Annotated in this window: 22 protein-coding genes; 3 read left to right on the top strand and 19 right to left on the bottom strand. The window is 45.1% G+C overall.

The genetic code is table 11. The features are described 5' to 3' along the window. Positions 1-40: 40 nt before the first annotated feature. On the bottom strand, positions 41-1,321 hold the full coding sequence (locus tag N6H06_RS12755) for a hypothetical protein (protein WP_062748307.1): 1,281 nt from the start codon (positions 1,319-1,321) through the stop codon (positions 41-43). A 404-nt stretch (positions 1,322-1,725) separates the two neighbouring features. Here N6H06_RS12755 and N6H06_RS12750 point away from each other — a divergent pair, with 404 nt between their 5' ends. Then, on the top strand, positions 1,726-2,490 hold the full coding sequence (locus tag N6H06_RS12750; RefSeq protein ID WP_263706966.1) for a hypothetical protein: 765 nt from the start codon (positions 1,726-1,728) through the stop codon (positions 2,488-2,490). A gap of 99 nt (positions 2,491-2,589) precedes the next feature. Here N6H06_RS12750 and N6H06_RS12745 read toward each other — a convergent pair whose 3' ends face one another. After that, positions 2,590-3,957 (bottom strand): DUF6612 family protein, encoded by a 1,368-nt coding sequence (locus N6H06_RS12745; RefSeq protein WP_263706964.1) that lies wholly within the window; start codon positions 3,955-3,957, stop codon positions 2,590-2,592. Between the two features lie 402 nt (positions 3,958-4,359). Here N6H06_RS12745 and N6H06_RS12740 point away from each other — a divergent pair, with 402 nt between their 5' ends. Then, complete coding sequence (locus N6H06_RS12740; protein ID WP_404830350.1) at positions 4,360-5,997, top strand: AMP-binding protein; 1,638 nt, start codon at positions 4,360-4,362, stop codon at positions 5,995-5,997. Between the two features lie 165 nt (positions 5,998-6,162). On the opposite strand, the gene N6H06_RS12735 is transcribed toward N6H06_RS12740, so the two are convergent. From N6H06_RS12735 to N6H06_RS12675, 13 genes are all read right to left on the bottom strand, one after another. After that, complete coding sequence (locus N6H06_RS12735; RefSeq protein WP_062748312.1) at positions 6,163-6,444, bottom strand: thiamine-binding protein; 282 nt, start codon at positions 6,442-6,444, stop codon at positions 6,163-6,165. 304 nt (positions 6,445-6,748) lie between these two features. Then, positions 6,749-7,924: a chromate efflux transporter gene (gene chrA / locus N6H06_RS12730; protein WP_062748314.1), complete on the bottom strand. Its 1,176-nt coding sequence runs from the start codon at positions 7,922-7,924 to the stop codon at positions 6,749-6,751. A 218-nt stretch (positions 7,925-8,142) separates the two neighbouring features. Further along, complete coding sequence (locus tag N6H06_RS12725; RefSeq protein WP_062748316.1) at positions 8,143-8,352, bottom strand: 2-hydroxymuconate tautomerase family protein; 210 nt, start codon at positions 8,350-8,352, stop codon at positions 8,143-8,145. After that, positions 8,324-9,535, bottom strand: coding sequence for a YbfB/YjiJ family MFS transporter (locus N6H06_RS12720; protein WP_263706960.1), 1,212 nt, complete (start codon positions 9,533-9,535; stop codon positions 8,324-8,326). The genes N6H06_RS12725 and N6H06_RS12720 overlap by 29 nt, the downstream gene beginning before the upstream one ends. A 199-nt stretch (positions 9,536-9,734) precedes the next feature. Then, positions 9,735-10,685 carry an aminopeptidase gene (locus tag N6H06_RS12715; RefSeq protein ID WP_263706958.1) on the bottom strand — a complete coding sequence of 317 codons (951 nt, stop codon included), beginning with the start codon at positions 10,683-10,685 and terminating at the stop codon, positions 9,735-9,737. A 72-nt stretch (positions 10,686-10,757) separates the two neighbouring features. Then, positions 10,758-11,411: an AroM family protein gene (locus N6H06_RS12710; RefSeq protein WP_263706957.1), complete on the bottom strand. Its 654-nt coding sequence runs from the start codon at positions 11,409-11,411 to the stop codon at positions 10,758-10,760. A gap of 1 nt (position 11,412) precedes the next feature. After that, a complete protein-coding gene (locus N6H06_RS12705) occupies positions 11,413-12,351 on the bottom strand; it encodes a DUF1177 domain-containing protein (RefSeq protein ID WP_263706955.1) in 939 nt (312 codons plus the stop codon). 40 nt (positions 12,352-12,391) lie between these two features. Further along, the gene (locus N6H06_RS12700; RefSeq protein WP_263706954.1) at positions 12,392-13,441 is read right to left on the bottom strand and encodes a DUF917 domain-containing protein; all 1,050 of its coding nucleotides are present in this window, start codon (positions 13,439-13,441) and stop codon (positions 12,392-12,394) included. Between the two features lie 18 nt (positions 13,442-13,459). After that, positions 13,460-15,040 carry an OPT/YSL family transporter gene (locus N6H06_RS12695; RefSeq protein ID WP_263706952.1) on the bottom strand — a complete coding sequence of 527 codons (1,581 nt, stop codon included), beginning with the start codon at positions 15,038-15,040 and terminating at the stop codon, positions 13,460-13,462. A gap of 5 nt (positions 15,041-15,045) precedes the next feature. Beyond that, the gene (locus N6H06_RS12690; RefSeq protein ID WP_263706950.1) at positions 15,046-15,687 is read right to left on the bottom strand and encodes an aspartate/glutamate racemase family protein; all 642 of its coding nucleotides are present in this window, start codon (positions 15,685-15,687) and stop codon (positions 15,046-15,048) included. A gap of 168 nt (positions 15,688-15,855) precedes the next feature. Next, positions 15,856-17,388, bottom strand: a complete 1,533-nt coding sequence (locus N6H06_RS12685) for a PucR family transcriptional regulator (RefSeq protein WP_263706948.1) — start codon at positions 17,386-17,388, stop codon at positions 15,856-15,858. 203 nt (positions 17,389-17,591) lie between these two features. Next, the gene (locus N6H06_RS12680) at positions 17,592-18,767 is read right to left on the bottom strand and encodes a Gfo/Idh/MocA family protein (RefSeq protein WP_263706947.1); all 1,176 of its coding nucleotides are present in this window, start codon (positions 18,765-18,767) and stop codon (positions 17,592-17,594) included. Between the two features lie 80 nt (positions 18,768-18,847). Further along, positions 18,848-19,498 carry a ThuA domain-containing protein gene (locus N6H06_RS12675; protein WP_062748340.1) on the bottom strand — a complete coding sequence of 217 codons (651 nt, stop codon included), beginning with the start codon at positions 19,496-19,498 and terminating at the stop codon, positions 18,848-18,850. A 127-nt stretch (positions 19,499-19,625) separates the two neighbouring features. Here N6H06_RS12675 and N6H06_RS12670 point away from each other — a divergent pair, with 127 nt between their 5' ends. Continuing rightward, positions 19,626-20,801, top strand: coding sequence for an ROK family transcriptional regulator (locus N6H06_RS12670; RefSeq protein ID WP_062748342.1), 1,176 nt, complete (start codon positions 19,626-19,628; stop codon positions 20,799-20,801). A gap of 14 nt (positions 20,802-20,815) precedes the next feature. On the opposite strand, the gene N6H06_RS12665 is transcribed toward N6H06_RS12670, so the two are convergent. The 4 genes from N6H06_RS12665 to N6H06_RS12650 form a co-directional block, all read right to left on the bottom strand. Next, positions 20,816-21,856 (bottom strand): aldose epimerase family protein, encoded by a 1,041-nt coding sequence (locus N6H06_RS12665; protein ID WP_263706945.1) that lies wholly within the window; start codon positions 21,854-21,856, stop codon positions 20,816-20,818. A 13-nt stretch (positions 21,857-21,869) separates the two neighbouring features. After that, entirely contained in the window at positions 21,870-23,369 is a 1,500-nt protein-coding gene (gene xylB / locus N6H06_RS12660) for a xylulokinase (RefSeq protein ID WP_263706944.1), read from the bottom strand. A 30-nt stretch (positions 23,370-23,399) separates the two neighbouring features. Then, entirely contained in the window at positions 23,400-24,719 is a 1,320-nt protein-coding gene (gene xylA, locus N6H06_RS12655) for a xylose isomerase (protein ID WP_062748348.1), read from the bottom strand. Positions 24,720-25,019: 300 nt separating this feature from the next. Then, a complete protein-coding gene (locus N6H06_RS12650; RefSeq protein WP_062748350.1) occupies positions 25,020-25,778 on the bottom strand; it encodes an IclR family transcriptional regulator in 759 nt (252 codons plus the stop codon). Between the last annotated feature and the right edge of the window lie 20 nt (positions 25,779-25,798).

Below are 25,798 nucleotides of genomic sequence, written 5' to 3'. Positions count from 1 at the left end.
CCCGATAGAAGTACGTCACCATTAGCAGCACGCCATGTATTCATGCAATCAACAGGCTACACACATAGGCAATCACAACAATAAACAATAAATAGCTAAAAGCAAACGCAACGTTCTTACGGATAATGCTGTACGGATTGGCATTTAGCTGCATCGCCAAAATCGTTGGTGTAACATTAAATGGGCCTATCATGACTGTGCCAAGTCCAACGCCAATGAGCAATAGGCTGATGCCGTAAGGATAGGCCGCAACTTGTTCTTGTAAAAACGGTGATAGAATCGCAATTGAAATAAGAGGATGGAAGCCGATAAGGGCAAAGCCAAAAACGCATAATCCAACAAGCAAATAAAACAAAAACAACGATCCTTCTTGATAAGTAAAAGCAAAAAAGGCATTCATATACTCAAACCAAATTGTGTAAGGAAACACTTCCACAAAAAAGCCTGCCGCCAAAAACAAGAAAAACAAGCTGTGAAGCTGTGTCGTATTGCCCTTTAAATAGAGAAAAGCAAGTTTTTTAAAGCGCCTTGGCCTTTTAATCACCACTGCCCATAAAAACGTGAATGGGATAATAAGCACGGTTACCGAAAATAAAAATGATTGCGGGATAAACGCATTTACAGCAAGAAGCAAAACGATAAAACCCGTAATCGCTATTGCGAGCTGCATTAATTTCCGCCGCAATAATTTAGGATTCCCTATTTGTTCCTGCTGTACAATAAGCTCGCCCCCTTTTAATTGGCGGTTGTGCAAAAACCAGTCAATTGAGAGAAACAGGACGCTTATTACAAGTAGCGTCGGCAACAACGCCACATAATTTGTACCTGTCAAATCAATCGTGGAAGCGACGAGAATTTCCGTAGGGCTCCATAACAAAACAAGGGCATATGCCCGCAATATACTGTGGGCAAAAAAGCGTTGGATGACAGCAGAGCTGACTTGGCTAAGCTTGCTCTTGACCGTCGCCACAACAACCGGGACAGTGGCCACATTTAAAAATAGCGTCAGCATATACGACATCACCGATGTGCGTCGATATAGCCGAACCATGTTTAATTTAGGAGGCTTGCTAATCATTTGCCCAAGTGCGCGGTCGTACTTGCCTGCTGCTATAATGGTGCTCATAAACGGTAAAACAAACAAAAGTGCCAACAATCCAGTCATTGAGCCAAACAAGTTAAAAAAAACAACTTCTTTTGGGACATAAATAAAATAAAAAAGAAACCCTAATAAGAAGAAAGAAAGGCCAGCCCATAAGTATAGCTGACGAGCTCTTCGAATATTAACGACTATAACAATGAATGCGAGAATACCACTCACCGTTTGAACCCATGGAGTATGGTATATCTGGTCAGTTATATATAGAAGGACGATTAGAAAATATAAATGAAAAATGGCTCGCACCTCCCTCTATCATCATTCTCATTCTATTCAGTATATCATCCATGATCGAATCACTTGAACCTGTCTGTGGCCACTAGAAAAAACGGATCCTGTTATTATTGGAAATGAAAAAACAGATTTCAAAAAAACAATGAATCGTTCATTCGTTATTGTCAACGCGTGAGAAATATGATATATATGTAAAAAGACTCCGTGAAAACGTTTTCTTCTGAATATTCCATATCGACTAATTGTTTGTTTATGGTCTACTCGTTCCTTAAAGGATTGCGAAAGTAATGGACAAGCCTTCAAAATAGCTATTATAAAGGAGACTTTTTGCCATGCCATTCCCTTCTTATGATGAATTCATGAGCATGAAAACAGCAGACCAACGCCGCTTGTTGGAAGAAGAGCGTAAGCAATACGGAAACACGCGCATCATTACAGTCGAAGGTTGGAATACAGCAAACTTAGCAAATGTCCTCAACATTCTTGGCTTGCCGAAGTTAGATAGAAAACCCCCTACTGGCGAAAACCATTCAAGCAAGATTAGGCAACTGCCATTTTTGCCAAAAGACCAGTTGGAAGAGTACAAAAATAATTACAAGAGAATGAAAGACTTCACAGAATGGGGAAAAATTAATATTGTAGACCGCAAGGAATTAATTACTGCCTGGATTGAAAAGAAAATCAAGCCTGCTGACTTAGCAAAGCATTTCGGCAAAAGCCCGAGCTATTGGTATAACTACATGCACCGTGTAAAACAATCACCAGCTTTGCGCCGTTCCTCCACCGAGAAACAAGTCTCAGCTACCATTGAAGAGGCAGGGGAATTTATTCATTCTGAACATAAGCTAGACAGCCAACACACCCAATTAGAAGCGATTCCATCTAAAAAAAATGGCCTCCATTATCACATCGAAGGCGAGTACTTCGCCAGTGAAGCGAGGCGGCGGATCAAAAGCCTCGACGCCCTTCTCGCAAGTTTGGATAGCAAATTTAAGCTCTCCCTTTCTTTAGAAGAAATGGATACAGATGAAAAGGACCCTGAATTTTCCGAGCAGGAAATTTTAGAGATCGCGCGCTTGCTCAAACGAAAACGGTAACGCATTGTATAAAAGGTGAATAGGCAGCAAAAACCAAGTTGGGTATACGACTCAACTTGGTTTTTGCTTGTATGAGACCATTTCATTCGCTATAGCGATTTATTGGATAAACGCATCTAAGTATTGGTCTTGATCTAAGATCATATAGCTGCCGCCAGCACGGTTTACTTCCACACTTACTTCGCGCGCTTCTGCCAAATGGTCTTCAGCAGCCACTTTTTCAAGCACACTTACCATCGCCTGAACGATCTCTTCTTCTGATGATTCTTCACTAATGCTGCCGCTGTTCAATTCATTTTGCAACAACAAATCAATTTCGCGCTGAATGTTATCAAGCATAACGCCTTCTACGCTTACTACAACTTCAAACGTGTCCTCGCTTTGGGCATTTGATTCTAGCATTAAGTAATTGGAGCCTTGCAGCAACTTCAAGTAGGCTGTAGACGCCTCCTCGATGACGTCTTCATTAACGTTCAACTCTTCCAAGCCTAACCCAAAAAACATTTTGAATAAGTCGCCAAATTCCTCTTTCTGCTTTGTCCCTTCTTCCTTTTTCTCATCCTCTGATTGATCTCCAGGAGCACGGGCTGCATATTCTTCTTCATTTTGGAAAACAGTTGCTTGAATCACGGCATCGACATAATCCGCTGCCTCTTGTTGATACTGTTCTTGCTGATCGTATGACAAGTTGCCAACAGCCGTTAAATCTTTGTCTGGCTTTTCAAGCGCTGCTACTTCGTCGAACGCAGAAAAGATATAACTGTCATCTGCTTCAAATTCACGTTCGTAGCCGTCGATGTCAATGGCATAATCAGCCTTGATTTTGTAGCTCATAATACGGTTTGTATCTTTATCAATATCAAAAGACAACTCAAATGAATCAGCAGTGACTTCATCAAATTCAATGTCTTCTGGGTCTTCTCCCCAAGTCCTTACATTGTAGTCAACATATGATTGCGCTAAACTTTCAATCAACAACAGCTGGTCATCCTCACTGCCGTTATACGTTAACACATAAGAGTTGTCCTTTTCTTCAAGCTCAAATTTGTCGAAAAGGTTTTCATCATACTCCTTAAAATGAGCGAGCGGATTTTTATGTTGGCTCGTCATCCTGTCTAAAAGGCTTTCATATTTCGCTTTTTCGTCTCGGCTATAAGAGCTATCGCCGATGAACAAAAACTCTTCACTGTCTTTAAACAGCGTTAATTTAGGCGACTCCGTTTCGATATTAGTAACGTTTCCGGCAAAATCATAGGAAGCAACACCCTCTTCTTCCCAACCAATTTCATCTATTTGTGAAAATGAAACTTCAACCGATTGCAGGTCTTGATGGGCCTTTTCAGCTGCGGTTAAAACCGATGATGCCGTAAGTTCCTCCTCTTTTGCCTTTTCCTCCTCTCCTCCAGCGCCTTGATTACATGCTGCTAACATACTGACTCCAATCAATACAGCTAACTGCTTTTTCATGTCCTCTCTCCTTTTTACCATGACAATAGTCCTTATTTTCACTAAATTTCACCTGGTCATCTTATCCTGCTATTCCTTTTGTTTCCTTTTCGAACCCCCTGTTGCAAAAAAAAATGACGCTAAACTGCTTTTTGATTTGCCACAAACCATGATTGTGCCTCTTTAATCGTAACGAATCATTGTTTTTTTCGCAACTACATATTTTATAAAAGAACGAGTTTTAAAGGGGCCTTTCTTTCTTTTAGGTGTTTTTTCAACGTAGTCTCGAAATCATCTGTTATGATATACTTTCCAACGTCCTAAAAGGTTTCACCCCTTTACGAGCACCCCGGGAAGGATTTGCCTTCCCATCAGCGAATTTACCAAACAACGAATTGCTCGATTTTGACAAGGAGGGACAATATGTTAATGAGAGAAGAGACAATCGGGAGTTTATTAGAAAGAATGGCTGAGGAGCACCCTTCCACCGAAGCGCTAGTTTACCCCGACCATCATTTACGACTTTCCTACAAAGATTTTAATCACTCGTGCAGACAGTTGGCAAAAGGGCTTATGCGCTTAGGCATAAAGCGTGGCGAACATATGGCCGTTTGGGCGACAAATTGTCCAGAATGGGTGACAACTCAATTTGCTACAGGGAAAATGGGGGCTGTCCTTGTTACCGTCAATACGAACTACCAGCAATCTGAGCTTGCTTATTTGTTAAAACAGTCTGATACGACCACACTGCTCGTAATGGAAGGATACAAGGGGACTTCCTATTTAGAAATGCTTTACCGGTTAATTCCTGAACTACAAGCTGCTGAACCTGGGAAACTGGAATCAGCTGAATTTCCCTATCTTAAGCATATTATTTACTTAGGAAAAGAACGCAAGCCTGGCATGTGGCTTTATGACGACATTGTCAAAATGGGCGACCAAGTAACCGATGCCGCCCTTGACCGCTTAATGAGTGAGCTGGACGTCGATGATGCCATTAATATGCAGTACACTTCTGGAACAACAGGCTTTCCTAAAGGCGTTATGCTGACACATCGCAATTTAATCCATAACGCAAGCAATATTGCTGCTTGCATGGAACTTTCTCAGCAAGACCGCCTCTGTATTCCTGTACCATTTTTCCACTGTTTTGGCTGCGTCCTTGGGACACTAGCCTGCGTTAGCGTGGCAGCAACAATGGTGCCTGTAGAAGAGTTCCATCCAGAGAAAGTCTTGCAAACTGTCCAAGCTGAAAAGTGTACAGCGCTTCACGGCGTACCAACAATGTTTATTGCTGAGCTGAACTTGCCGACATTCGATACGTATGACCTTTCTTCATTGCGTACTGGCATTATGGCAGGTTCAAACTGCCCTGTTGAAGTAATGAAAGATGTGATTGAGAAAATGGGCATCACTGAGATTACCATTGCCTATGGCCAAACGGAATCCTCTCCTGTCATTACGCAAACACGCGTAAATGATTCGCTAGAACGGCGAACAGACACGGTTGGGCGAGCTTTGCCAAATGTTGAGGTGAAAATTGTCGACCCTGATACACAGGAAGAAGTGGCTGCAGGGGTTCAAGGGGAACTGCTAACTAGGGGCTATCATGTCATGAAAGGCTATTACAAACAGCCTGAAGAAACAGCCAAAGTGTTAACTGGAGACGGCTGGCTTCATACAGGCGACCTTGCGATTATGGACGAAGACGGCTATTGCAAAATTACGGGCCGCTTAAAAGACATGATTATCCGTGGCGGGGAAAACATTTATCCACGGGAAATAGAGGAATTTTTATATACACATCCAGCAATTTTAGATGTTCAAGTTGTAGGCCTACCTGATCCTAAATATGGTGAAATCGTGTCTGCTTGGATTCGTCTCAAGGCAAACCACTCCCTTACAGCAGCTGAAGTCCAAGCCTATTGTAAGGGACAGATTGCCCATTTTAAAATTCCACAAGTCGTTGAATTTGTCGACCATTTTCCAATGACCGCTTCAGGGAAAGTACAGAAATTTAAGCTGCGTGAACAAAAAGAAAAACAAGGAGAAAATGCTTGAGTATCCTGTGATTTTTCACCTAGGCTTACAGACCTATATCATAGTGAAGGCTTCCGTCGAATGGCGGAAGCTTTCAAACTGTAGACAAACGCTCATATACGTCATCATTTGTCTCGGTCATATACTCATCCCCGTTTATTTCGCCTGCCTCATTCATCCTCCTGATTAGGTTGATTGTTTATCTTCGAGGGAGACGCCATTTGTACGGTAATGCATTTTGACGTTAGTTAGAAGTTCTTCAGCTCCTGCTTGGATCGCTTGTTGATGGACATCGCGCAACAACGCCATTAAGGAATCGAACTCCCCTTCCACTACCGTTTCAAGCGGGCCAACCCGGTGCCGCAAACCAGACTGTTCAATGACGTCAATCACTTTATTAGCAATGCCTCCTGTGTGGTCTTCTTTGCCATTTGGTATAAGTTGAATGCCCGCTAGCATCGTGGCCATGTAGAAAAACCTCCTTGATTTTTATGTCGTACTACACCATTTCCTGTTCCGGCCCGATTTAAACATCTGCCATGATTTAGGTTCATGTTTGTAGCATGCCCAACTTGTGATCGAACATTCGTCTTGTAATCTAGGGCAATTTCGACTTGCGTCAGTAAGGTTTTTCACGACTTTTATAAGCAATCTCGCTAGGATTGATCGCTCTCCTAAAGCTTCACCTAGTTGTAAGCAGGAGCTGGCACCTAAATGAATGAACCTGGGCCATTTAACAACAATACGAGCCGTTCTATCGATAGCAAACCGATTAGAAAAACAGCAAGCCACATGCGGCACCGACAACAACAACGGCCCATGGCGGCCATTTCCAATAAGCGAGCATGGAAAACAACACGGCGGCTAAGGCAAAGTCAGTGGCATGCTGGATCGTGCTTGTCCAAATCGGTGTATAAAACGCTGAAATTAATATGCCGACAACCCCAGCATTAGCCCCCATTAACGCCGCCTTCATTTTTGCGTTTTCCCGTAATGCGCTCCAAAAAGGCAATGTGCCATATATGAGCAAAAACGCAGGCAAGAAAATGGCCCCTGTCGCCAACAATCCCCCTGTCCATCCGTTCATAACTGCCCCTAAATAAGCGGCAAATGTAAACAACGGCCCTGGCACGGCTTGTGCTGCCCCATAGCCTGCCAAAAACGCCTCCTCTCCAATCAAGCCTGTTGGAACAAACTCCCTCTCCAATAGTGGCAAGACGACATGACCGCCGCCAAACACTAAAGAACCTGCCCGGTAAAAAGAATCGAACATGGCTAGCCACTGAGAGGGCATTGCCGTCGCCAACACTGGCAAACCAACAAGCAAAATGAAAAACAAGGAAAGGGACACGACTCCGATTGTTTTCGATAATGGAAAGGCGACAGAACGCTCTTGATTCGGGTTGACCTCATTTGCAAACATAAAATAGCCAAGCAAACCTGCAAGCAAAATGACGGCCACTTGCACAAATGCAGAGGGTACAAGCAAAACGGCAAGCAAGGCAAACAAACAAATCATTTTGCGGCGCAAGTCAGGAGTCAAGTTTTTCGCCATGCCGAGAATCGCATGTGCCACCACCGCTACGGCAACGATTTTCAGCCCGTGGATAAGTCCCATTTCGCCAACGCCAAACTTGCCGACGAACAACGCAAATCCAATTAAGGCAAGGACTGAAGGAAGAGTAAAACCAATAAATGAAACAATTCCTCCTAATGTACCTGCGCGGATAACGCCAATCCCTATACCTACTTGGCTGCTCGCCGGTCCAGGAAGAAACTGGCATAATGCAACGAGATCCGCATACCTTTCTTCATCAAGCCATTTTCGTCTTCGTACATATTCTTCGTGAAAATAGCCTAAGTGGGCAATGGGACCGCCAAAAGAAGTGAGGCCCAGCTTTGTGGAAACGAGTAATACTTCAAGTAATGATCGTCGTCTATTTTTCATTGCCAGCCCCCTTTAGCAGAACTTATTTAATGAATATGCCAGTATGAGTATAGCAAAAAAGCGTCCTCAATGCCTTTACATTTAGCCATTACCGAACACTTTTAACAATTCCTCAATAATGGTTTCTTTAAGGCGGAAAGACATTAAAAAATCCCCCTAAAGGCTGTGGTTCTACTACCTTTTAGGGAGATTGCTAATAAAGAATTCCGTACTCTCTTTTATTTTCCTGCTTTTCTTCGATCCGAAATTTGCTCAGCTCCTAGGCCATAGTTATCCATGTCAATTTCATCAATCACGACTACCGTTGATGCCGGATTTTTGTTTAATGTTTCAGCTAACAAATTGGTTACACCTTTAATTAAAGTATGCTTTTCTTCTTTTGTCAGACCTCCATTTTCTTTAGTGACTTTGATGTTTACGTACGGCATTTAACGTATCCCCTTTCTGATCTTTTATGAAATTTATGGTGATCAAAGCAGCTACAAGGACAACTGCTGAAATCATAAATGGAATGGTGAAATCATTTACAGAAATGAGTGTACCGGCCACAACAGGCCCCAATAATTGACCGATCGCGTAAGCTGCCGTTAATCCACTTACTAAATTTGGCCCTGCTGCCTCTAATGATTTCGCCAGAGTGAGCGTAAGTGTCGTGATTCCCATAAACGTAGCACCAAATCCTAACGCCGAAAGCAATGTCAGCAGCAGGTGATCTGTAAACACTGGTAGTAAAATACTAATGATTTGCGTCATATACGCCCATTTTAGCGCGCGAATCGAAGACACCCTTGTGCCGAGCCAAGACCAGAAAAGACAAGACGGAATGACGCCAACACCTACGATCGCCCACACATAAGAAGATTCAAATGTAAAAGATGGATTTTTGACCAACATAGCTGTTATAAACGTTCCGAAGATAATATAGCCAAAACCTTCACCTGTATAAGAAATATATAAAGCATACTTTGCTTTTTTTTGTTTTCGGACGACTTCCGGACGTCTATTTTTGGGTGTTTGATCACTTAAAGAAGCTGATACATCGCTGTTCCCTTGCTTCCACATCCCCAAAAAGACCGCAACCATAAAGGCGACGCTTAAAAGTCCTAAACTTAACCATGCCCCTTCCCAGCCATAATTGGATTGAATCGTTGGGATCGCTATCCCTGAAACGCATATCCCAAACCCTACCCCTCCATATAGGAAGCCGGAATAATACATTTTGCCGGTTTGATTTAAACGGGATAAAATCAAGTTAGAGACGATCACAAAAACCATGCCACTTGTAATGCCTGATAGCAACCGCCATATGGACCAGAGAATATAATTTTCCATCAAGCCCATTAATAGAGTCGTTCCAATATTGACGCCTAGCCCAATGTATAGCCACTTGTTACTTCGCGGTACATATCTAGCCCCTAATGCCCCTATAAAATAGCCTATGTAATTAAAGGTTGCTAACAGCCCTGCAGAAAAGGGGGTCAGCAATTGGTCCAATTCCATATAGGGAAAGATTGGTGTGTACGAAAACCTTCCAACCCCCATGACCACCGCTAAACTTAAAAAACCTGAAAGCAATAATCGGTTATGGTGATTTGCAATCGTATTCTCCATTTGTTGGCCCCTCGTTATGTCAGTCGTATCATCACACGGTCCGTACTAAATTTGCAAAGGTAGTTGTGTGTCCATTCCCACTTTGCAAAAAGTATCGCTTTTTTAAGTTTAACATTTTATTAGAAAGGGTTGTTGTCGAACTTCAACAAGCGGCACAGCAAAAAAAGCTTCTCCCTGTCTCCAGGCAGAAGCTTTTCCTTTATTGCACGATTTTTCCCTTTTCCAACACATGTTCGTCTCCAAGCCAAACACTTGGTGAAAGGGTAACACAGTCCAAATGGACACCGGCTTCAATTGTGCCACCGAATGTCTTGCTTGAACCAAAGGCAATGTGAATCGTACCGTATGCTTTTTCATCTTCGAGGATATTGCCAGTTACGCGGGCAGCTTCATTTGTGCCAATGCCAAATTCGGCAATGTAACGGCCATCGCCGTCACCTAGTAATTCTAACAATTTAGCTCCTTCGTTCCCACTAGCGCTCGCGAGCCGTCCATCTTTCACTGTAAGCAACGTTGGCTCTGACAGTTTGCCGATGCCAGCGATCGAGCCGTCCACCCAAAATTGGCCGTGTGAGCCTTCGATTTGCGGGGCAATATAGCTTTCTCCAGAAGGCAAGTTGCCTGACGCCCCTTGCCCTGGAAATACGCCTGTGCTGCTAATGCCGTTACGTCCGTTAAGATTTAGGAACAGTTCATATTCGCCATTTGGACCTGTCTTAATCACAGCTGAATCAATTTGGTTAAGGCGTTTCGTAAATGATTCTGTCAAAGCAACTACTTTCGTGTAGTCTGCTTTCATTGCCCCTTCAGTGAACATGTCCATTGTGATCCCTGGCATTGTCAGCACTTTGGTTCCTTGGCTACTTGCCGCTTTCCGGGCGCTTGTATGTGTTAAGGAGTGTTGGCAAATACAAAAACAAATGTCCGCTGCTTTCATCATGTCGGCGACTGTGGACGGCGGCTCTTCCCCTGAACGACTCCGTGTTTGTATTAACACAAAGTCAGTAGCGTAGCCGAGATCACACAAAGAGTCAAACACGCGCCGGCCAATTTCTTCTTTCTCTAAATCAGCTAAAACAACAACATGCTCGTCCCCTACTGCTTTTACATTTTGTTCCATCATCTTATTGACAATCTGTTTAAATTCCATTTTCAATCCCCCTTTCCTCTCCATACAGTATAAAGCGAATGGGCGAAATTCGATAGCGTTTCAATCAGACGCTCATGCTAGCTCTGCCGCTGCCCGGGCGACTGCACTGCGAGCAAGAATTACAGGCAGCCCCGTCGCCGCTTGAGCCCGCTGTTTATGGGCATTTGTATACCCCATGCAGTCGAGGACGAGCAACGTAGCCCCTTGTTCTTTTAGAGCTGCGGCCGCCCCTTCAATATCAGACGGCGCATATGGCGTCGCCGCTTCTGAAACAAGGGGGAGATCGCCCCATTTGCCAGCAAGCTGTTGTATTTGTTCTTCTAAAGGCACAATCGCGCCAAGTGTACCGTCACCGATAACGGCTTGGACAAAATGGCAGAGGATTTTGTCAGGGAACAACAGCGGCTTTTCATGTTGAATCGTTGGGAAGTGGCCGGTGCACACAATGATCGAGCTCGAGACGTGCCTCTCGACTTTTTGCAATTCCGCTTGCAAGTAAGGAAGCAATTTTTGTTTAGAAAGTTTGGCGCTGTCCCCGTTCCTGAGGCGCGAGACATACGTCTGCTCATCAGGATCGGGAGCGAGCGCTTTTATTTGCTCCGCTGATAACGAATCAAGAGCGCCTGCTTCCACAAACTCAACATCAGCGCCAAGAAAGGGGCGCATTTCAGGGGTCATGTCCACGCGCGGCGACTGTCCAATTGTGACAAGCCCTATTTTTTTCATGTTACTTGCCCTTTCCCATCGTTTGCAGCACATTCATCGGTCCATACAACTTCTGCAAATGGGCAAATTCATTTTCATCATAGAAACGGGTAGTTCCCGCCGTATATTCCTTCGCTGTCTCGATCGCAAACCGCACCGCTTGGGCAATGTCAACCTCATGACTAGCGCCTGTGCCACAACCAGGTACAGCAGAAGTGGCTGTAATCGCGAGGCCAACAACTGGCGCGTTTGTCGCAACAGCAGGTTGGAGAATGGAATTGATATGGTAAACATCATTTCCATAAGGCGTAATGTCCTGTGTCGTAATCGCAAATGTAGACGGAAGGTCGCCTGTCGTCATTTCCATAATACGCAAGAGGTCATCGCTAAACTTCAGAATATACCCTTCTTTAACCGTAGGCGAGATGGCGATCCCTTTATGTTTAATGATTTTATTTCCTTTCGTCGTGTCAATGGAAAGAATCGCTTCCATTTCTGGCAGCACTTCATGCTTGTTCATTGTTAAAATGTCAACAGGGGAACCCATGAAATCGACTGGCTCATGCGGAACCGTTGGCGCATTTGGGCAAATGTGTGTCGTGATTAACACATCTCCAGGAAGGCGATCGCCTTTTTCAGCCATCTCTGCTAACTTGAGCGCAGCGGCAACTGCTGCAACAGCGCCGTCTGCGTCAGAGACAAGCCCAATCCGGCTTGGACGAGCACCAATCCCGCCAAGGCGACCGACGATTCCAAAAGTCGGCGCATTTCCGCCAGATTGTTTTCCGTTTGTGCCTTCAATCTCGATTTTCACAAAATCAGTCGAGCCTTGTTCACCAGACACCGTTGTTGATTCTGCTTTTGCATAAGTATATCCGCTAAACAACGCCGCTACTTTCTCGCCATTAATAGCAGGATCGTCTAACATTTCAACTATTTGCATCGTATACGTCAATGACATCTTCGAATCTCTCCCTTAAGTCTGTGTTTTTTATATGCCTTCACACGATTGTCTTTTGAATAACTGGTTCAATCGTGCGTAGCAACCGTTCATTTTTCATCGTTGAGCTAAGAAGGAGCTCCGATTGCGGCACGCAAATGACCGCCAGTTTTTGGCCGTTTTTCACTTCAGCGCTTACGACAGGCTGCCCCGTATCGGCATCAAATGTCATAATTAAATCAGGAAACGTGCCTTTCCGTTCGCCGTTTTCTTCTAATGTCATAAATTCATTCCAAAATGTCAGTTCAATTCCGTCAACATCTAAACGGCCGACATCAAACCCACCTTCTGTTTTCAACTCAAAGTCGCTCACATGCCCAACTTTGACAACGCGGCCATGTAAAGCTGCTGTGACGGCCTCAATTTTGCTGCTGCCCTCTTTTTCTGCTAAAAAGGCTTTGCCGATTTCCATCGCTTTTGAGATTCCGCCGACTGCCCCATGGGCCTTTACATAAGCAACGCTGACTGGATTACGGGCAACGCCCACCATTCCACCGGCCTCCACTGACATGCGGCGAATGACATTTCCGACATAGTCAAGCGTCCCGGATACAAATCCGCTAATCGCACGGCTGCCAAATCCGCCCGCAGCGGCCTGGTACGATACATAATCTTGTTGCTCAGACAAGTTTAGCGCCCCCATCGCCCCGGTAGGGTGTGCTCGGCCGTTGCAAGGAGCGTCAATAACAGGCAGGCTAGTCAATGCTGCCTGAAGCCAGCCATTGACTGTCGTCGCTGCACCATTTTCATTAGTCATAATCGCTTTAATGGTGCCTGGATAATTTTTTTGCAACAATTCAACGGTCGTGAGCAATTGGGTGTCGTCAACGTACTGGTCTTTGGCGGCTGGTGCGCCGACGAGGGAGACGCATACGGCTTCATCATCGTCGTTCAATTCATCGATGCTAATGAGCTCTACTGTGCCTTTCGCCAGGGCGGCCCGGCCTTTTTCAAGCCCCTGGGCAATCCAGCCGCCACCGCCGCCGCCAAGGATCGCCCCGCCGTAAACAGCTTGCTCAACCATCTCTGCAGTCAATACTGTTCGTGCCATTCTCTCTCTCCTTCCAAATTACCGGGCTTTAAAGACAGAGCTAAAGAAACTGTATAGCGCATCTCCAGCAATGAATCCAGCTGCGGTTGTAAACATTGCCGACTCACCGGCTTCGCCTTTCCATTTCAAAATCACGATCCGTGCTAGTATGCCGACAAGAACCGCCCAACCAGCCCAAGGGTTCATGACCAGCAACCCAGTTGCTAGCATAATGCCAAGCTGGCGTTTGGCGCCGCCAATCAATTGAATGATCGCTCCAGGAATCGCCCAAATTAGCAAGTACTTTCCTGTTTCGCCAACAATGCCTTCTTGAATCGTTGCCGCAAATACGCGGTCGACAGGCGGAACCAAATCTTGGGCAAAGTACATTTGATGGAAGAGCAGCACCATCACAATCGCTACCACAAGCCCGATTATCCCAGCAATAAGCTGCAAACGCCGGCCGTAGAGTTCTTGTTCCCAATTGTCGCGGCCCCTGATTAAAAATCCTGTCTTTAAGTCAAATCCAAAATCGGCAAAAGCTGGTCCAGTAGCTGCCGTGTAACCGGTAAGCAACGCCAAGGCGATTGGCGGAAACCCGAGCATGATCCCAATTAACAACACGATCAACGTAACGGCAAAAGCCGGGAACCAGCCAGAGTGCATCGCAGCGACACCGACGATCATTTCTGAAACCAACGTTGCAAAAGCAGCAAAGAGAATAAATAGCACTAATTGGCCGATTGGCAATTCGGTGTAGAGTCCAGCCAGAAAAGCAACGAGCATAGCGCCGATGACATAGGCAAGAAATCCAAAGCCAAATCCTTTCGCTACATCAAGTTCACTGCGTGTATACACATGCTCGGCAGCTTGTTCTGATTTCTTGGTAATCGTCCGCTTTTTGCTCGTTTGCCCTTTGACAATCGTGTAAATGAACTGGAACAAAGCAACGAGGCCAGCGCCGATCATCATCCCGTGGGGAATGTAATAATCGTTGATATTGAAGTGAAACCATGGCTGTGAATAGCCGTTGATCAACAAACCAATGCCAAACATCGACAACGCCCAAATGTTGCCAATAAAAGCAACACCAAACGCGGACATAGGAATGCCTAACGCCGAACCTGCCAGCCCGCCAGCAATGCCGATGCCAAGGAATTTTGCCTTCTTTCCGCCTTCGTCTCCTGCACGAAGTGCTTCTGCTGTCGCAACGCCAGACGGCCATGCTTCATTGGCGCCAAACAGTTTGGAATCAAACACTTTGTATAAAATGAGGGCATCAATGATTAAAGCGAAACCTGCTCCGACAAGCATCGGGAAAACAAGTTCAGGTAGTCCCATTACAAAAGGAATCCCAATCGGGATAAGCAAACTGTTTGCTGCTCCAAATGTGGCCGCTGAAATCGTCGTCTGCACCAAGTTTTGCGTTTCCAATTGACGATAGCGGTGGAACATTTGCATTGGAATGCGAGCAATTAACATCGCAATCATTGCACCAATAATAGAAGTATTTGGTGTTACGCCAAGAGTGGTAATAATTTGCATGCCGATAATCGCTCCAAAAACAGCAATTAATACGGAAAGCAAAATCAAAGTCCAATCAAATGTGTGTTGTTTCATGTCGTCTACCTCCTCTGGCGGATCATAGAATACGCCATGCCTTGTGCTTCAACTAAATCAATCACAGGCACTGCGAGTTCCTTCGTAATCGTTTCTTTTAAATGAATGGTCGAATAGCCTGTACAAGCAAACAAGATAGCAGTCGCCCCTTGCTTAATAAGCTGCCGGGCCGATGAAACGGCTTCAGCCGGCGTTTCTTGTTTTAGCAAATCAGTTGTATTAGTGACGCCATTCGGGACCAGATGGCCAACTAGCCGTTCGCCTAAAACTGTTTCAACTGCCTCAGGTATTTTATTTGTTAAGCCAAGAACACCGATCTTGTCGCTGATCATGCATGCGGCATGCGCCCCTGCCTCTCCAGCACCTATAACTGGAATCGACACGGCTGCCCGACTTAAGTCAAGCGCGGGATCAGCTGCACAGCTAATGGAAATCGCATCGATGTCAGCATCGGCTGCCATCTCTTTAACTAGCGCTGTTATTTTCGGCAAAGCGGCTGCTTTTGATTCCTGGTTGTAAATGCCATATGGCTGATCTGGAATGCAATCGCTTTTAGAGTTGATGCCCATCCTTTGCTGCAATAGGACAGAATGTTCTTGCAATAATTGCTCGTCTTCGGTTGTCCATACACGAACGATGCCAAGCATATTTTCCACCATCCTTTTTAGACACTATAAATTTTTGATCCGATATTAAAAATGCCCAATGTGTGCAAAATGATTAAAGCGTTCATTGCACACATTGGGCAGATGCATTGCCAAAAAACGCGCTGTTGCTACGATTTAGCGCCTTCTTCATGTCATGTTTTCTAACATCTATTTTTTCATTTTTATAACAAAATAAAGCAGAAATCGAACTTCACTGTCATTAAGATCGACCATCAGCCGCTCTTCAATTTTTTCTAAACGGTATTTTAACGTACGTCGATGAACAAACAGTTTTTCCGCCGTTTTTGAATGGTTGCCGTTTTCACGGAGAAACACTTCTAGCGTGTGGAGCAATGCTTCGCCTGCATAACGATCCGCTGATTCTAGCGGTTTTAATGTGCTCTCGGCAAAGGCCTGAACATCGTCGTCATTTTTGAGCTTCGTCATGATCTGCTCAAACCCCATCTGCTCGTACAAACAAATTTTTTGAGTTTCCCCGCTCTCCCCCAAGGCAGTACGAGCCTCGAGATACGCTTGTTTGGCCAGCGGGATAGCGTCGTAAGCTAGGCTCACTCCGACTTGAAACGAAACATCCATTTCCTCTTCAAGCTCTTTTAACATAAGACCGATAGAAGAAATCGTTTCTGCACGGCCTTGATCACGAATAAACGTGTACAGGATGCAAAAGTTGCCGTCTTTGCAAATCAAGGTGGCATTTGAAAAATAACGGTCCAGTTTTTTATATAGTTGATGTAGAAATAGAGCAGTAATTGGTTCTTTTTCAACAGGCGCGCCCGCTATTCTTCTCATTGCCAAAAAGCCGAAATAGCTGGTTTTGTCGAGCAACGTACGGATCGAGGAATTGTCTGGCACGTCGTTTTTGTCAATTAGCTCCATTATCAATGCTTCTTCTTCATCGGCACGTTTATTGACTTGGTACAGCCGTTTCCGCAATAAAAAACGGATTTGTTCTTCTAAAAATGTTGCTGCCTTCTTTAATACAGATGTCCATACATGTTCCTTTTCCTGTGGCACGCCTATTACAGCCGAACAGCACAACCCTGCCTCAGCTTTTTTGAAAACGAGTCGAAGTTGCCGTTTATCAAAGCGCGTTTGTTTTGCCGGTTGCGAAAAAAGGATAAACGCTTGCCGTTCTGCTGTCACTCTGTTGTTCGCATAAGCGATTAGCCGCTTCTCTTCGCTTTCAAGCAACACATTCTCCCCTGTAAGCTTTCCTAATCCTTCCAAGAAATCATGTAACCCTCGCGCTTCACCAAGCTTATAGACCGCTTCCAGAAGTTGCGCTTCCTCAGACTGCGCTTCTTTAAACTTTGTCTCGAATAAGATGGTCAGTAAGCCCACAAAAGAAACTTCTACTGGAATGGCAATAATGGGCATATTATGTTCATCGGCAAGGCGCAGCATCGTTTCTGGCAATGTGTGAACATAACGGCCAATTTTGACAACAAGGCCGGCACCATTTACTTCAATTAATTTCCGAAACATGCTGATTTGCGCTTCGGGGTTGTCTTTAACCGAATAAAAGGTCGAAATAATTAAAATTCCTTCTGTCAGCCATTCATTAATATCAGGGACTTCCATCACTTCAGCTGCTTTAATTTTCCGATACAAACCACCTTCACCGGCAAGTACACGAGCGAGCTTTAAATCGCCTAACTGTAAAGCTTCGCCTACAATCATTTCCAACACCATCCTCTATCTAAATAGTATTTTACTACGGACCGACATATATCGACAAAATCTTTTGTCCGTTGTTAGCAAGATTAGCCAATTAGAGGTTCCGTATTTTGTTAAGGCAATCATGGATCATCCACATGCCATAACAAAAACCGCCTGTCTTGGTTTTGCACCGAGACAGGCGGTTTTGTCGTCTAATACATCCACTAACTCTTTACAAGCAGTTCCTCGACATTGACCCAGCGTTGCTGTTGAATCGATTGTTCCACGGCGGTAAGGACAGCTTGGTTGCGCAAACCGTCTGCAAAATCAGGTTTTGGCTGCTCGCCACGGGCAATGCCTTGGAGGAATTCGTACAACAAATGAACAAAGGTGTGTTCATAACCAATCATATGGCCAGCGGCCCAATAGGATCCAACATAAGGATGGCCGGCTTCGGTTACGTCGATCGTCCGAAACCCTTGCAAGCCTTCTTCATCATTCGCAAAGTACACATCCAACTGATTCATGTTTTCCATATTCCAACGCACGGATCCGTGTTCACCGTTGATTTCAAATTCATTTCGATTGCGATTTCCACCAGCAAAGCGTGTTGCTTCAAATGTACCGAGGGCCCCGTTTTCAAATTTGGCGATAATCGCAGTGGCGTCATCAACGGTCACGGGCGCCATTTTCCCTTCGCTTACTTTCGCGCTTAGCCCCCCTGTCATAGCTCCGATCGGTCGTTCTTTAATAAATGTCTTTGCGGTGGCAACCACTTCAGCGATTTCACCAACTAAAAAGCGGCCAATGTCGAGACTATGGGCAGCAATATCGCCAAGAGCGCCAGAGCCCGACACCTTTTGATCAAGACGCCATGTTAGTGGAAATGTAGGGCTCATAATAAAGTCTTGTAAATACCGAGCACGGAAATGATAGATTTCTCCAAGCTTTCCTGACGTCACGAGCTGTTTCGCTAGCTGAACAGCAGGCACATAGCGGTAATTGTGGCAAACCATATGGATCACATTATTTTCCGTGACCGCGGCATGCATGCGCTGCGCTTCGTCCAAATTCATCGCTAGAGGCTTTTCGGTGATGACATGTTTGCCTGCTTTTGCCGCGGCGATCGCGATTTCTGCATGTGTGTTGTTTGGCGTAACGATGTCAATGACGTCAATGTCATTACGTTCAACCACTTTGCGCCAATCGGTTTCGTAGGATTCGAACCCCATTTTTTCTGCCGCTTGTTGCACAGCTTCTTCATTGCGACCGCAAACTGCCTTTAAAACGGGCTTTGCCTCAACATCGAAAAAGAAAGGAATGTCACGGTATGCATGGCTATGTGCTTTCCCCATAAACTGATAGCCAATTAAACCAATGCGAAGTTCTTTTTTCTCCATTCTGTCCCCTCCAAACGATCATTTTGTTAACCAATTCCACTTATGTGCAGCGATTCCCTTTTTCCATTGACAAAAACGTGCTATCTAGCGGCCCAAACCATGCCATTCCTCATCAATTCCATTACTTCAGGCATGCGGACAATTTCAGCTACATGGCCAAGAGAGCAATAGTAGACGTTGCCCTTTCCCCATTGCTTTGTCCATACAACTGGCATTTCTATGCTGCCGTTTACAGCATGGGGGCCATCAGCAATTGGAAATGTGGTCGTCGCATGCACGGAAACGGCGGGATCGACATGCATATAATACTGCTCGGATTCTACTTCGAAATCAGCCATTCCGTTTGTTAATGGATGCGTACGGTCCTTTATCTGGACTTTATAACGAACTCCGTCATTGCCAGGATGGGCAACCCACTGCCCTCCTACCATAAACTGATAGTCCGTTGCCATGCGAAACGAATCGCCCATTCCGCCATGCAAACCGGCAAGCCCTGTTCCTGTTTCAATTGCTGCCATTAATGCCTTGAGCTGATCGTCTTCAATTTGCCCTTGTGTCCAGTTTGGGACAATTAAGTCGTATTCAGGCAAATGTTCTTCTGTTAGCACTGTCAATGAATCGGCTACATTAACGGAAAACCCTTCTTCAATAAGAATGCCTTCAAGAATAGAGGCGACTTGCTTTGGTTCATGTCCTTCCCAACCGCCTTGAAAGATCAATGCTTTTTTCACGTGTACACCCCTTTATCAAAAATAGTTTGTCACTTGAATAAGCAGCGCTAAAAAATCAGCCGCTTGTTGTAGACGCTTCCATTGCTTATAATGTTTATTATCTAAACAAAGTCAAGGAGTCCAATGGATGATTACCATCGACCACGAAACAATGAAAGACATGAACAAATCAACCGTTTTCCGCCTCATTCAAAGGCACGCTCCCATTTCCCGAGCTGATATTGCTAAGAGAAGCGGATTAAATAAAGCAACTGTCTCTGCTCTAGTCGCACAGTTAATTGAAAACCAATTTGTCTATGAAATCGGTACTGGCGACTCAAGTGGAGGTAGAAAGCCAGTATTGTTGTATTGCAACGATCATGCCAGCCATGCCATCAGCGTTGACATTGGCGTCAACGGCTTGCTTGGCATTATTACCGACCTCTCCGGCAAAACGATAGCCAAACGGGAAATGGCGCTGACAAGCAAGCAATTCAACATTGTCCTGGCAAACACAGAAGCAATCATTGAACAATTGATGCAAGAAGCACCGCCAGCACCATATGGGATTTGCGGGATTACCGCTTCTGTCCCTGGCATCGTCGATTCGAAAGGCAACATTTTGCTTGCCCCCAATCTAGGCTGGGAAAATGTTGACATCAAAACAGCACTTGAGGATAAATTTAAGCTTCCTGTTGTTGTCATTAATGAGGCAAATGCCGGAGCGCTCGGCGAAAAGCAATATGGCGTCGGCAAACCTTATTCGGCGATCTCTTATATTTCCGTCAGTATTGGGATTGGCACCGGCCAAATTATTGACGGCAAGCTATTCACAGGTGCAAATGGCTTTGCAGGCGAATTTGGCCATATGTCAATTGATCGCCATGGAAAACAGTGCCGTTGTGGAAATCAAGGCTGTTGGGAGCTGTATAGTTCTGAGAAGGCGTTACTTGAAATCGCCGCAAGCAAAATGAACCGTCCAAGTATTTCATTTGAAGAAGTGCTTGCAGCTGCCCGTTCCCAAAATCAAGCAGCTCTAGATGCCTTTGCCACAGTTGGCCATTCACTTGGCACAGGCCTTGTCTCGATGATTCATTCCATGAACCCTGAGGCAATCATCATAGGCAACCGTTTTGCTAAGTTAAAACCGTATATTCAAATCCCTATTGAAGAGACACTCGCAAAACAGCTTCCTTCCTATTATCAAAAAGCAGTCAAACTGTTGTTTTCAGAGCTTGGTCAGGAGGCACCTTTACTAGGCGGATCTCTTCTTGCAACAAGCCAGTTTTTCAACCGCCACCGCATCCACTTAACGGTTCATTAGCAACAAGCACTTCTTCATTCAGATTGTGTCGAGAAGCGATACACCGTTTCATGTTGGTAAATCGTACCTGGTTCAAGCCAAATTTGCGGCAAATCGTCATATTGGAGGGAGGCAGGAGATGCTTGCGCTTCTAAACAAAAACCGGCGTGTTTTCTTGAATGTCCGTCTGTAAGTTCTGGTTCTGAGCCAAGACTATTCCCTGTATATAAGACAAGACCAGGCTGTGTGGTTTCCATCGCTAGCACACGGCCGCTTTTTGGTTCATAAACACGGACGCTTTCATTTTTGGTGTGATCAAGTAAAAAATAATGATCATAGCCATTTCCGACACACTGGTTTTGCTCTATGCCGTTTTCTAATCCTTGCCGGAAAGTGCGACCTTGACGGAAATCAAATAAACTGCCTATTGCATCTACGATTTTTCCAGTGGCAATCAACTCATTGTCGAGCTCAAGGTAGGCAGATGCATCCATTTCCAGCACGTGGTCATGGATCGTTGCCCCTGTTTCACTGGCCAAATTAAAATAGGTATGGTTGGTTAACGTAAGCGGTGTCCGCTTGTCGGTCTCCGCTGTGTAGGAAAGAATCCATTCATTGTCATCCGTCAATGTGTAGACGATGTCGATGTCAACATTGCCAGGGTAGCCGCCATCCCCATTAGGAGAGCGGTGATGAAACCGCACGCCTGAGCCCCTGGCAGATGTAAACGTTTCTGTTTCAAAGCGAATTTGGTGAAGCCCACTAGCTCCCCCATGCAAATGGTTTGCCCCTTCATTTGCTTGTACGTGTATTTGTTTTCCCCCTGCTGTAAAGGAAGCGCCTGCAATTCTGCCAGCAACTCTGCCTATTAAGGCTCCAAAATAGGGGCTGTTGTCCGTATACTCACTCATATCCTTGTAGCCGAGGGCAACGTTTGCTAATTGTCCGTTACGGTCAAAAGCATCTATTCTCGTTACGATGCCGCCGTAATCTAGGCAGTCAAGGCGCATGCCATGTTTATTTTGCAAACGAATTTGTTTCCAGCCATTCTTTATTATGTTTATTTTCGGTTCCATCGTCTGTCTCCTCTTATTTGCGGAATGACGAAAGCGCTTTGCTAATGTCTGCTGTCGCCGGATAGACTTGTTTATACAATTCATATAACGACTCATATGTTTTTGCCCTGTTACGGTCTGGCTCAAACACTGCATCCTGTTTAATAAATGCCTCTGCACATTCCTTAAGGGAACCAAACCAACCAGCTCCGTATGCAGCCAGCATCGCCGCCCCCATGCCTGGCCCTTGCTCGCTTGTCTGCTTCACAATTGGCGTTTGAAAAATATCAGCTTGCATTTGTAGCCACGTCTCGCTTTTTACTCCTCCACCAATGGAGACAATTCTTTCAATTGTCTTTCCTTGTTCTCTGAACAAATCGAGTGACTCTCTTAATGAAAAAGTGATGCCTTCAAGGATCGACCGGGTAAAGTCGGCCTTCGTATGGCTGCTATCTGCGCCGACGAAACTGGCACGGATAGTGGCATCAGCGTGAGGCGTCCGCTCTCCAGCAAGATAGGGTGTAAACAACAATCCATTAGCGCCTGGGGGGATTTCCGCTACTCCTGCAAGCAATTGGGGAAATGTTTCTTCAGGAGCAAATGTTTGCTTAAACCAACTCAAACTATATCCTGCCGCTAATGTGACGCCCATTGTATAAAACGCATTTTCAGCTGCATGGTTAAAATAATGGACGCCTCCCCCAAATGTCTTCCCTTTTTCTTCCTGATACGAAAGCATAACGCCCGATGTACCAATGCTAGCCAACGTCTTGCCTTCTTCTAAAATCCCGGCACCTACCGCTCCGCACGCATTATCGGCTCCTCCTGCAAAAACGGGTGTTTTGTTAGGTAGCCCCGTTGCCAATGCGATTTCTTCCGTCAACTGGCCGACACAAGCATGTGATTCCACCAGCGGTGGACAAAGCAAGGGATCGATGCCAAATGCCGAACATAGCGGTTCGCTCCACGTTTTTCTTTCGATATCAAGCAAGAGTGTACCTGCTGCGTCAGAATAGTCGGTATGCAATGCTCCAGTCAATTTCAAGCGCAAATAGTCTTTTGGAAGCACGAACTTAGCTGCTTTCGCAAACACTTCTGGTTCATGCTCCCGGACCCACATCAGCTTCGGCAACGTAAATCCTTCAAGCGCTGGATTTTTGGCCAATTGTTGCAGTCTTTCAGTGCCTAGCTTTTCGTAAATCGCTTTGCATTGCGGGGACGTGCGTGTATCATTCCATAGAATCGCCGGACGCAACACTTCATTTTGTTCATCAAGCAAGACGAGCCCATGCATTTGCCCTGAAAAACTAATTCCTTCAATTTCAGTCGTTGCTTTTGGCAAGGCTGCTGCAATGTCTGCTAATCCAGCAACGGTTTCCCTGACCCAATCATTTGGGTCTTGCTCGCTCCATCCTGATTTAGGATGAGACAACGGGTATGGTTTCGACACTTCCTTGACCACTTCGCCCGCCTCATTAACGACAAGCAATTTCACTGCGCTTGTGCCTAAATCAACACCAATGACATGTTTCAATTGAATCGCTCCTTGCCGATCGTCTACTTTTTACGCGAATGCATTTAATAAATACTGGTTAATGATTGCTTTTATCCGCTCCACACGCCCTGAGCGGTGTTTGATTTCGCCAAGTGATAGCGCATGCGCTTCAAGTTGGTGAAAATCGGTATTTCCTAAAACAATCTCGCGGCCGATTCCTTCTTTGTAACTTTGATAACGGCTGTCAACAAACTGCTCAAGGACACGGTCATCAATAAGCTGCTGCGCGACTTTTAATCCAATTGCAAAACTGTCCATGCCAGCGATGTGGGCAAAAAACAAGTCATCGGCTTCAAATGAGCCGCGCCGTACTTTCGCATCAAAGTTCAATCCGCCTCTGCCAAGCCCGCCGTTTTGCAAAATTTCATACATCGCTAGCGTTGTTGAATAAAGGTCTGTCGGAAACTCATCTGTATCCCAGCCAAGCAAAGGATCTCCTTGGTTCGCGTCCACTGAACCAAGCATTTGATGAATCCGGGCATAACGCAGCTCATGCTCAAACGTGTGTCCTGCAAGGGTTGCATGGTTTGCTTCAATATTAAACTTAAATGAATCTTGAAGCCCATAATGCTGGAGAAATGCATATCCTGTAGCCACGTCAAAATCATATTGGTGTGTTGTCGGTTCTTTTGGCTTAGGCTCAATTAAAAACTGGCCATCAAAGCCTATTTCTTTTGCATAATCAACTGCCATATGGAAAAAACGGCCAAGATTGTCGAGTTCAAGCTTTAAGTCCGTGTTTAACAATGACTCGTAGCCTTCGCGCCCGCCCCAGAATACATAATTTTCAGCGCCAAGCTCTTTGCCGATTTCCAAGCCTTTCTTTACTTTTGCAGCTGAATAGGCAAAGACATCAGCTTCATTGGAAGACGCGGCACCGCCTACAAACCGGGGATGTGTAAAATTATTCGCTGTGTTCCAAAGCAGTTTTGTGTTGCTGTCTTTCATATAGTCCTTTATCATCGCGACGATGACATCTAAATTGGCATACGTTTCTTTCAAAGAACTTCCTTCAGGGGCGATATCGACATCGTGGAAGCAAAAGTATGGGACATTGATTTTCTCGAAGAACTCAAATGCTGCTTCAACACGCGCCTTTGCCAAGTCCATCCCTGTGTAGGAATTCCAAGGCCTTATCGCCGTCCCTGCGCCGAACGGGTCTGACAACGCTTCTGTAAATGTGTGCCAGTAGGCAATGCTAAAACGCAAATGTTCGGCCATTGTTTTACCACTGACGACCTCTTCAGGATTATAAAATTTAAATGCAAACGGGTTATCAGACTTAGCGCCTTCATAGGAAATGTTGTTTACCGCAGGAAAATAGCTCATTAGATGACCTTCTTTCATTATGTTTGTTTATTATTTAAACTAAGTTTAGCCTCTTTTTGTAAGCGGTGTCAATCAGATTATAAAAAAACGTCTAGGCGCTGTTAGGAAAGTTGTAGAAGATCGGACACGTATAAAATGGAAATTGGGTGAAAAGAAACTGTAAAACATGGAGCAGAAAATAGAGCGTGTGAAAAACAGCATAGAAAATGGGAATGCATAGAACGTTTGCATTCCCTCATAAAATATGTTTTTTGTTTTAGAAGCTCGGTCCTGCCTTGCCAGCCTGCGCGGTTCCTGCCTTCATTTCAGCACAATTTGGTACCGTTCCATTTTTTCGCTAATGTCTGTAATCGCTTCCCGTAATAGCGGCAAGCAGGAGTCAAAACGCTCCTCATTAAAGCGATAGGCTGGGCCGGATATCGTGATGGAACCGACGATCCGCCCTTCATGGAAAAGCGGCATCGCCAAGGCAATGACATCTTCCGTATATTCGCCATGGCTAATAGCATACCCGCGTTTGCGAATCGTTGCCAGCTCATTGCGCAATTCGATTTCGCTCGTCATCGTCTTGTCCGTATATGCTTTCAATCCTCCCGCAATCACTTCCTCGATTGCCTCGTCAGGCATATATGCCAATATGCTGCGGTAAGACGCACCTACATATAAAGGCGCCCGGCTGCCAGCTGAAACGGAAAACTTGACTTTATTGGCCGGTTCAACAACTTCCAGCGTAAGCGCTTCTTTGCCGTCCAAAATCGTTAGAAACGTGGACTCGCCTGTTTTCTCCGTTAAACGGGCAAGGCTTGGGCGGATCAATTCTTTTACATTTAACTGGTCATACATAATCGAACCTAGCTCCCATACGGCAAACCCGAGGCTATATTTCTTTGTCTCTGCATCTTTCGTGAGAAAGTTTTGGGCTTCCAATGTTTCAAGTATCCGATAAATTTTCGTATGATTGATCCCCGTAGCGTTGGACAGCTCCCTGCCTCCCCAAACAGGCTTTTCTTTCGTAAACATTTTTAAAATCTCCAATGCTTGATGTACAGTTTTTAACACAGCTCCTCCTAGGCCATTGC

It is taken from the genome of Shouchella tritolerans, from assembly GCF_025770735.1.
Classification (GTDB): Bacteria; Bacillota; Bacilli; order Bacillales; family Bacillaceae_D; genus Shouchella; species Shouchella tritolerans.
The sequence above is the reverse complement of the archived record's forward strand: the minus strand, read 5'-3'. Positions and strand labels throughout refer to the sequence as shown.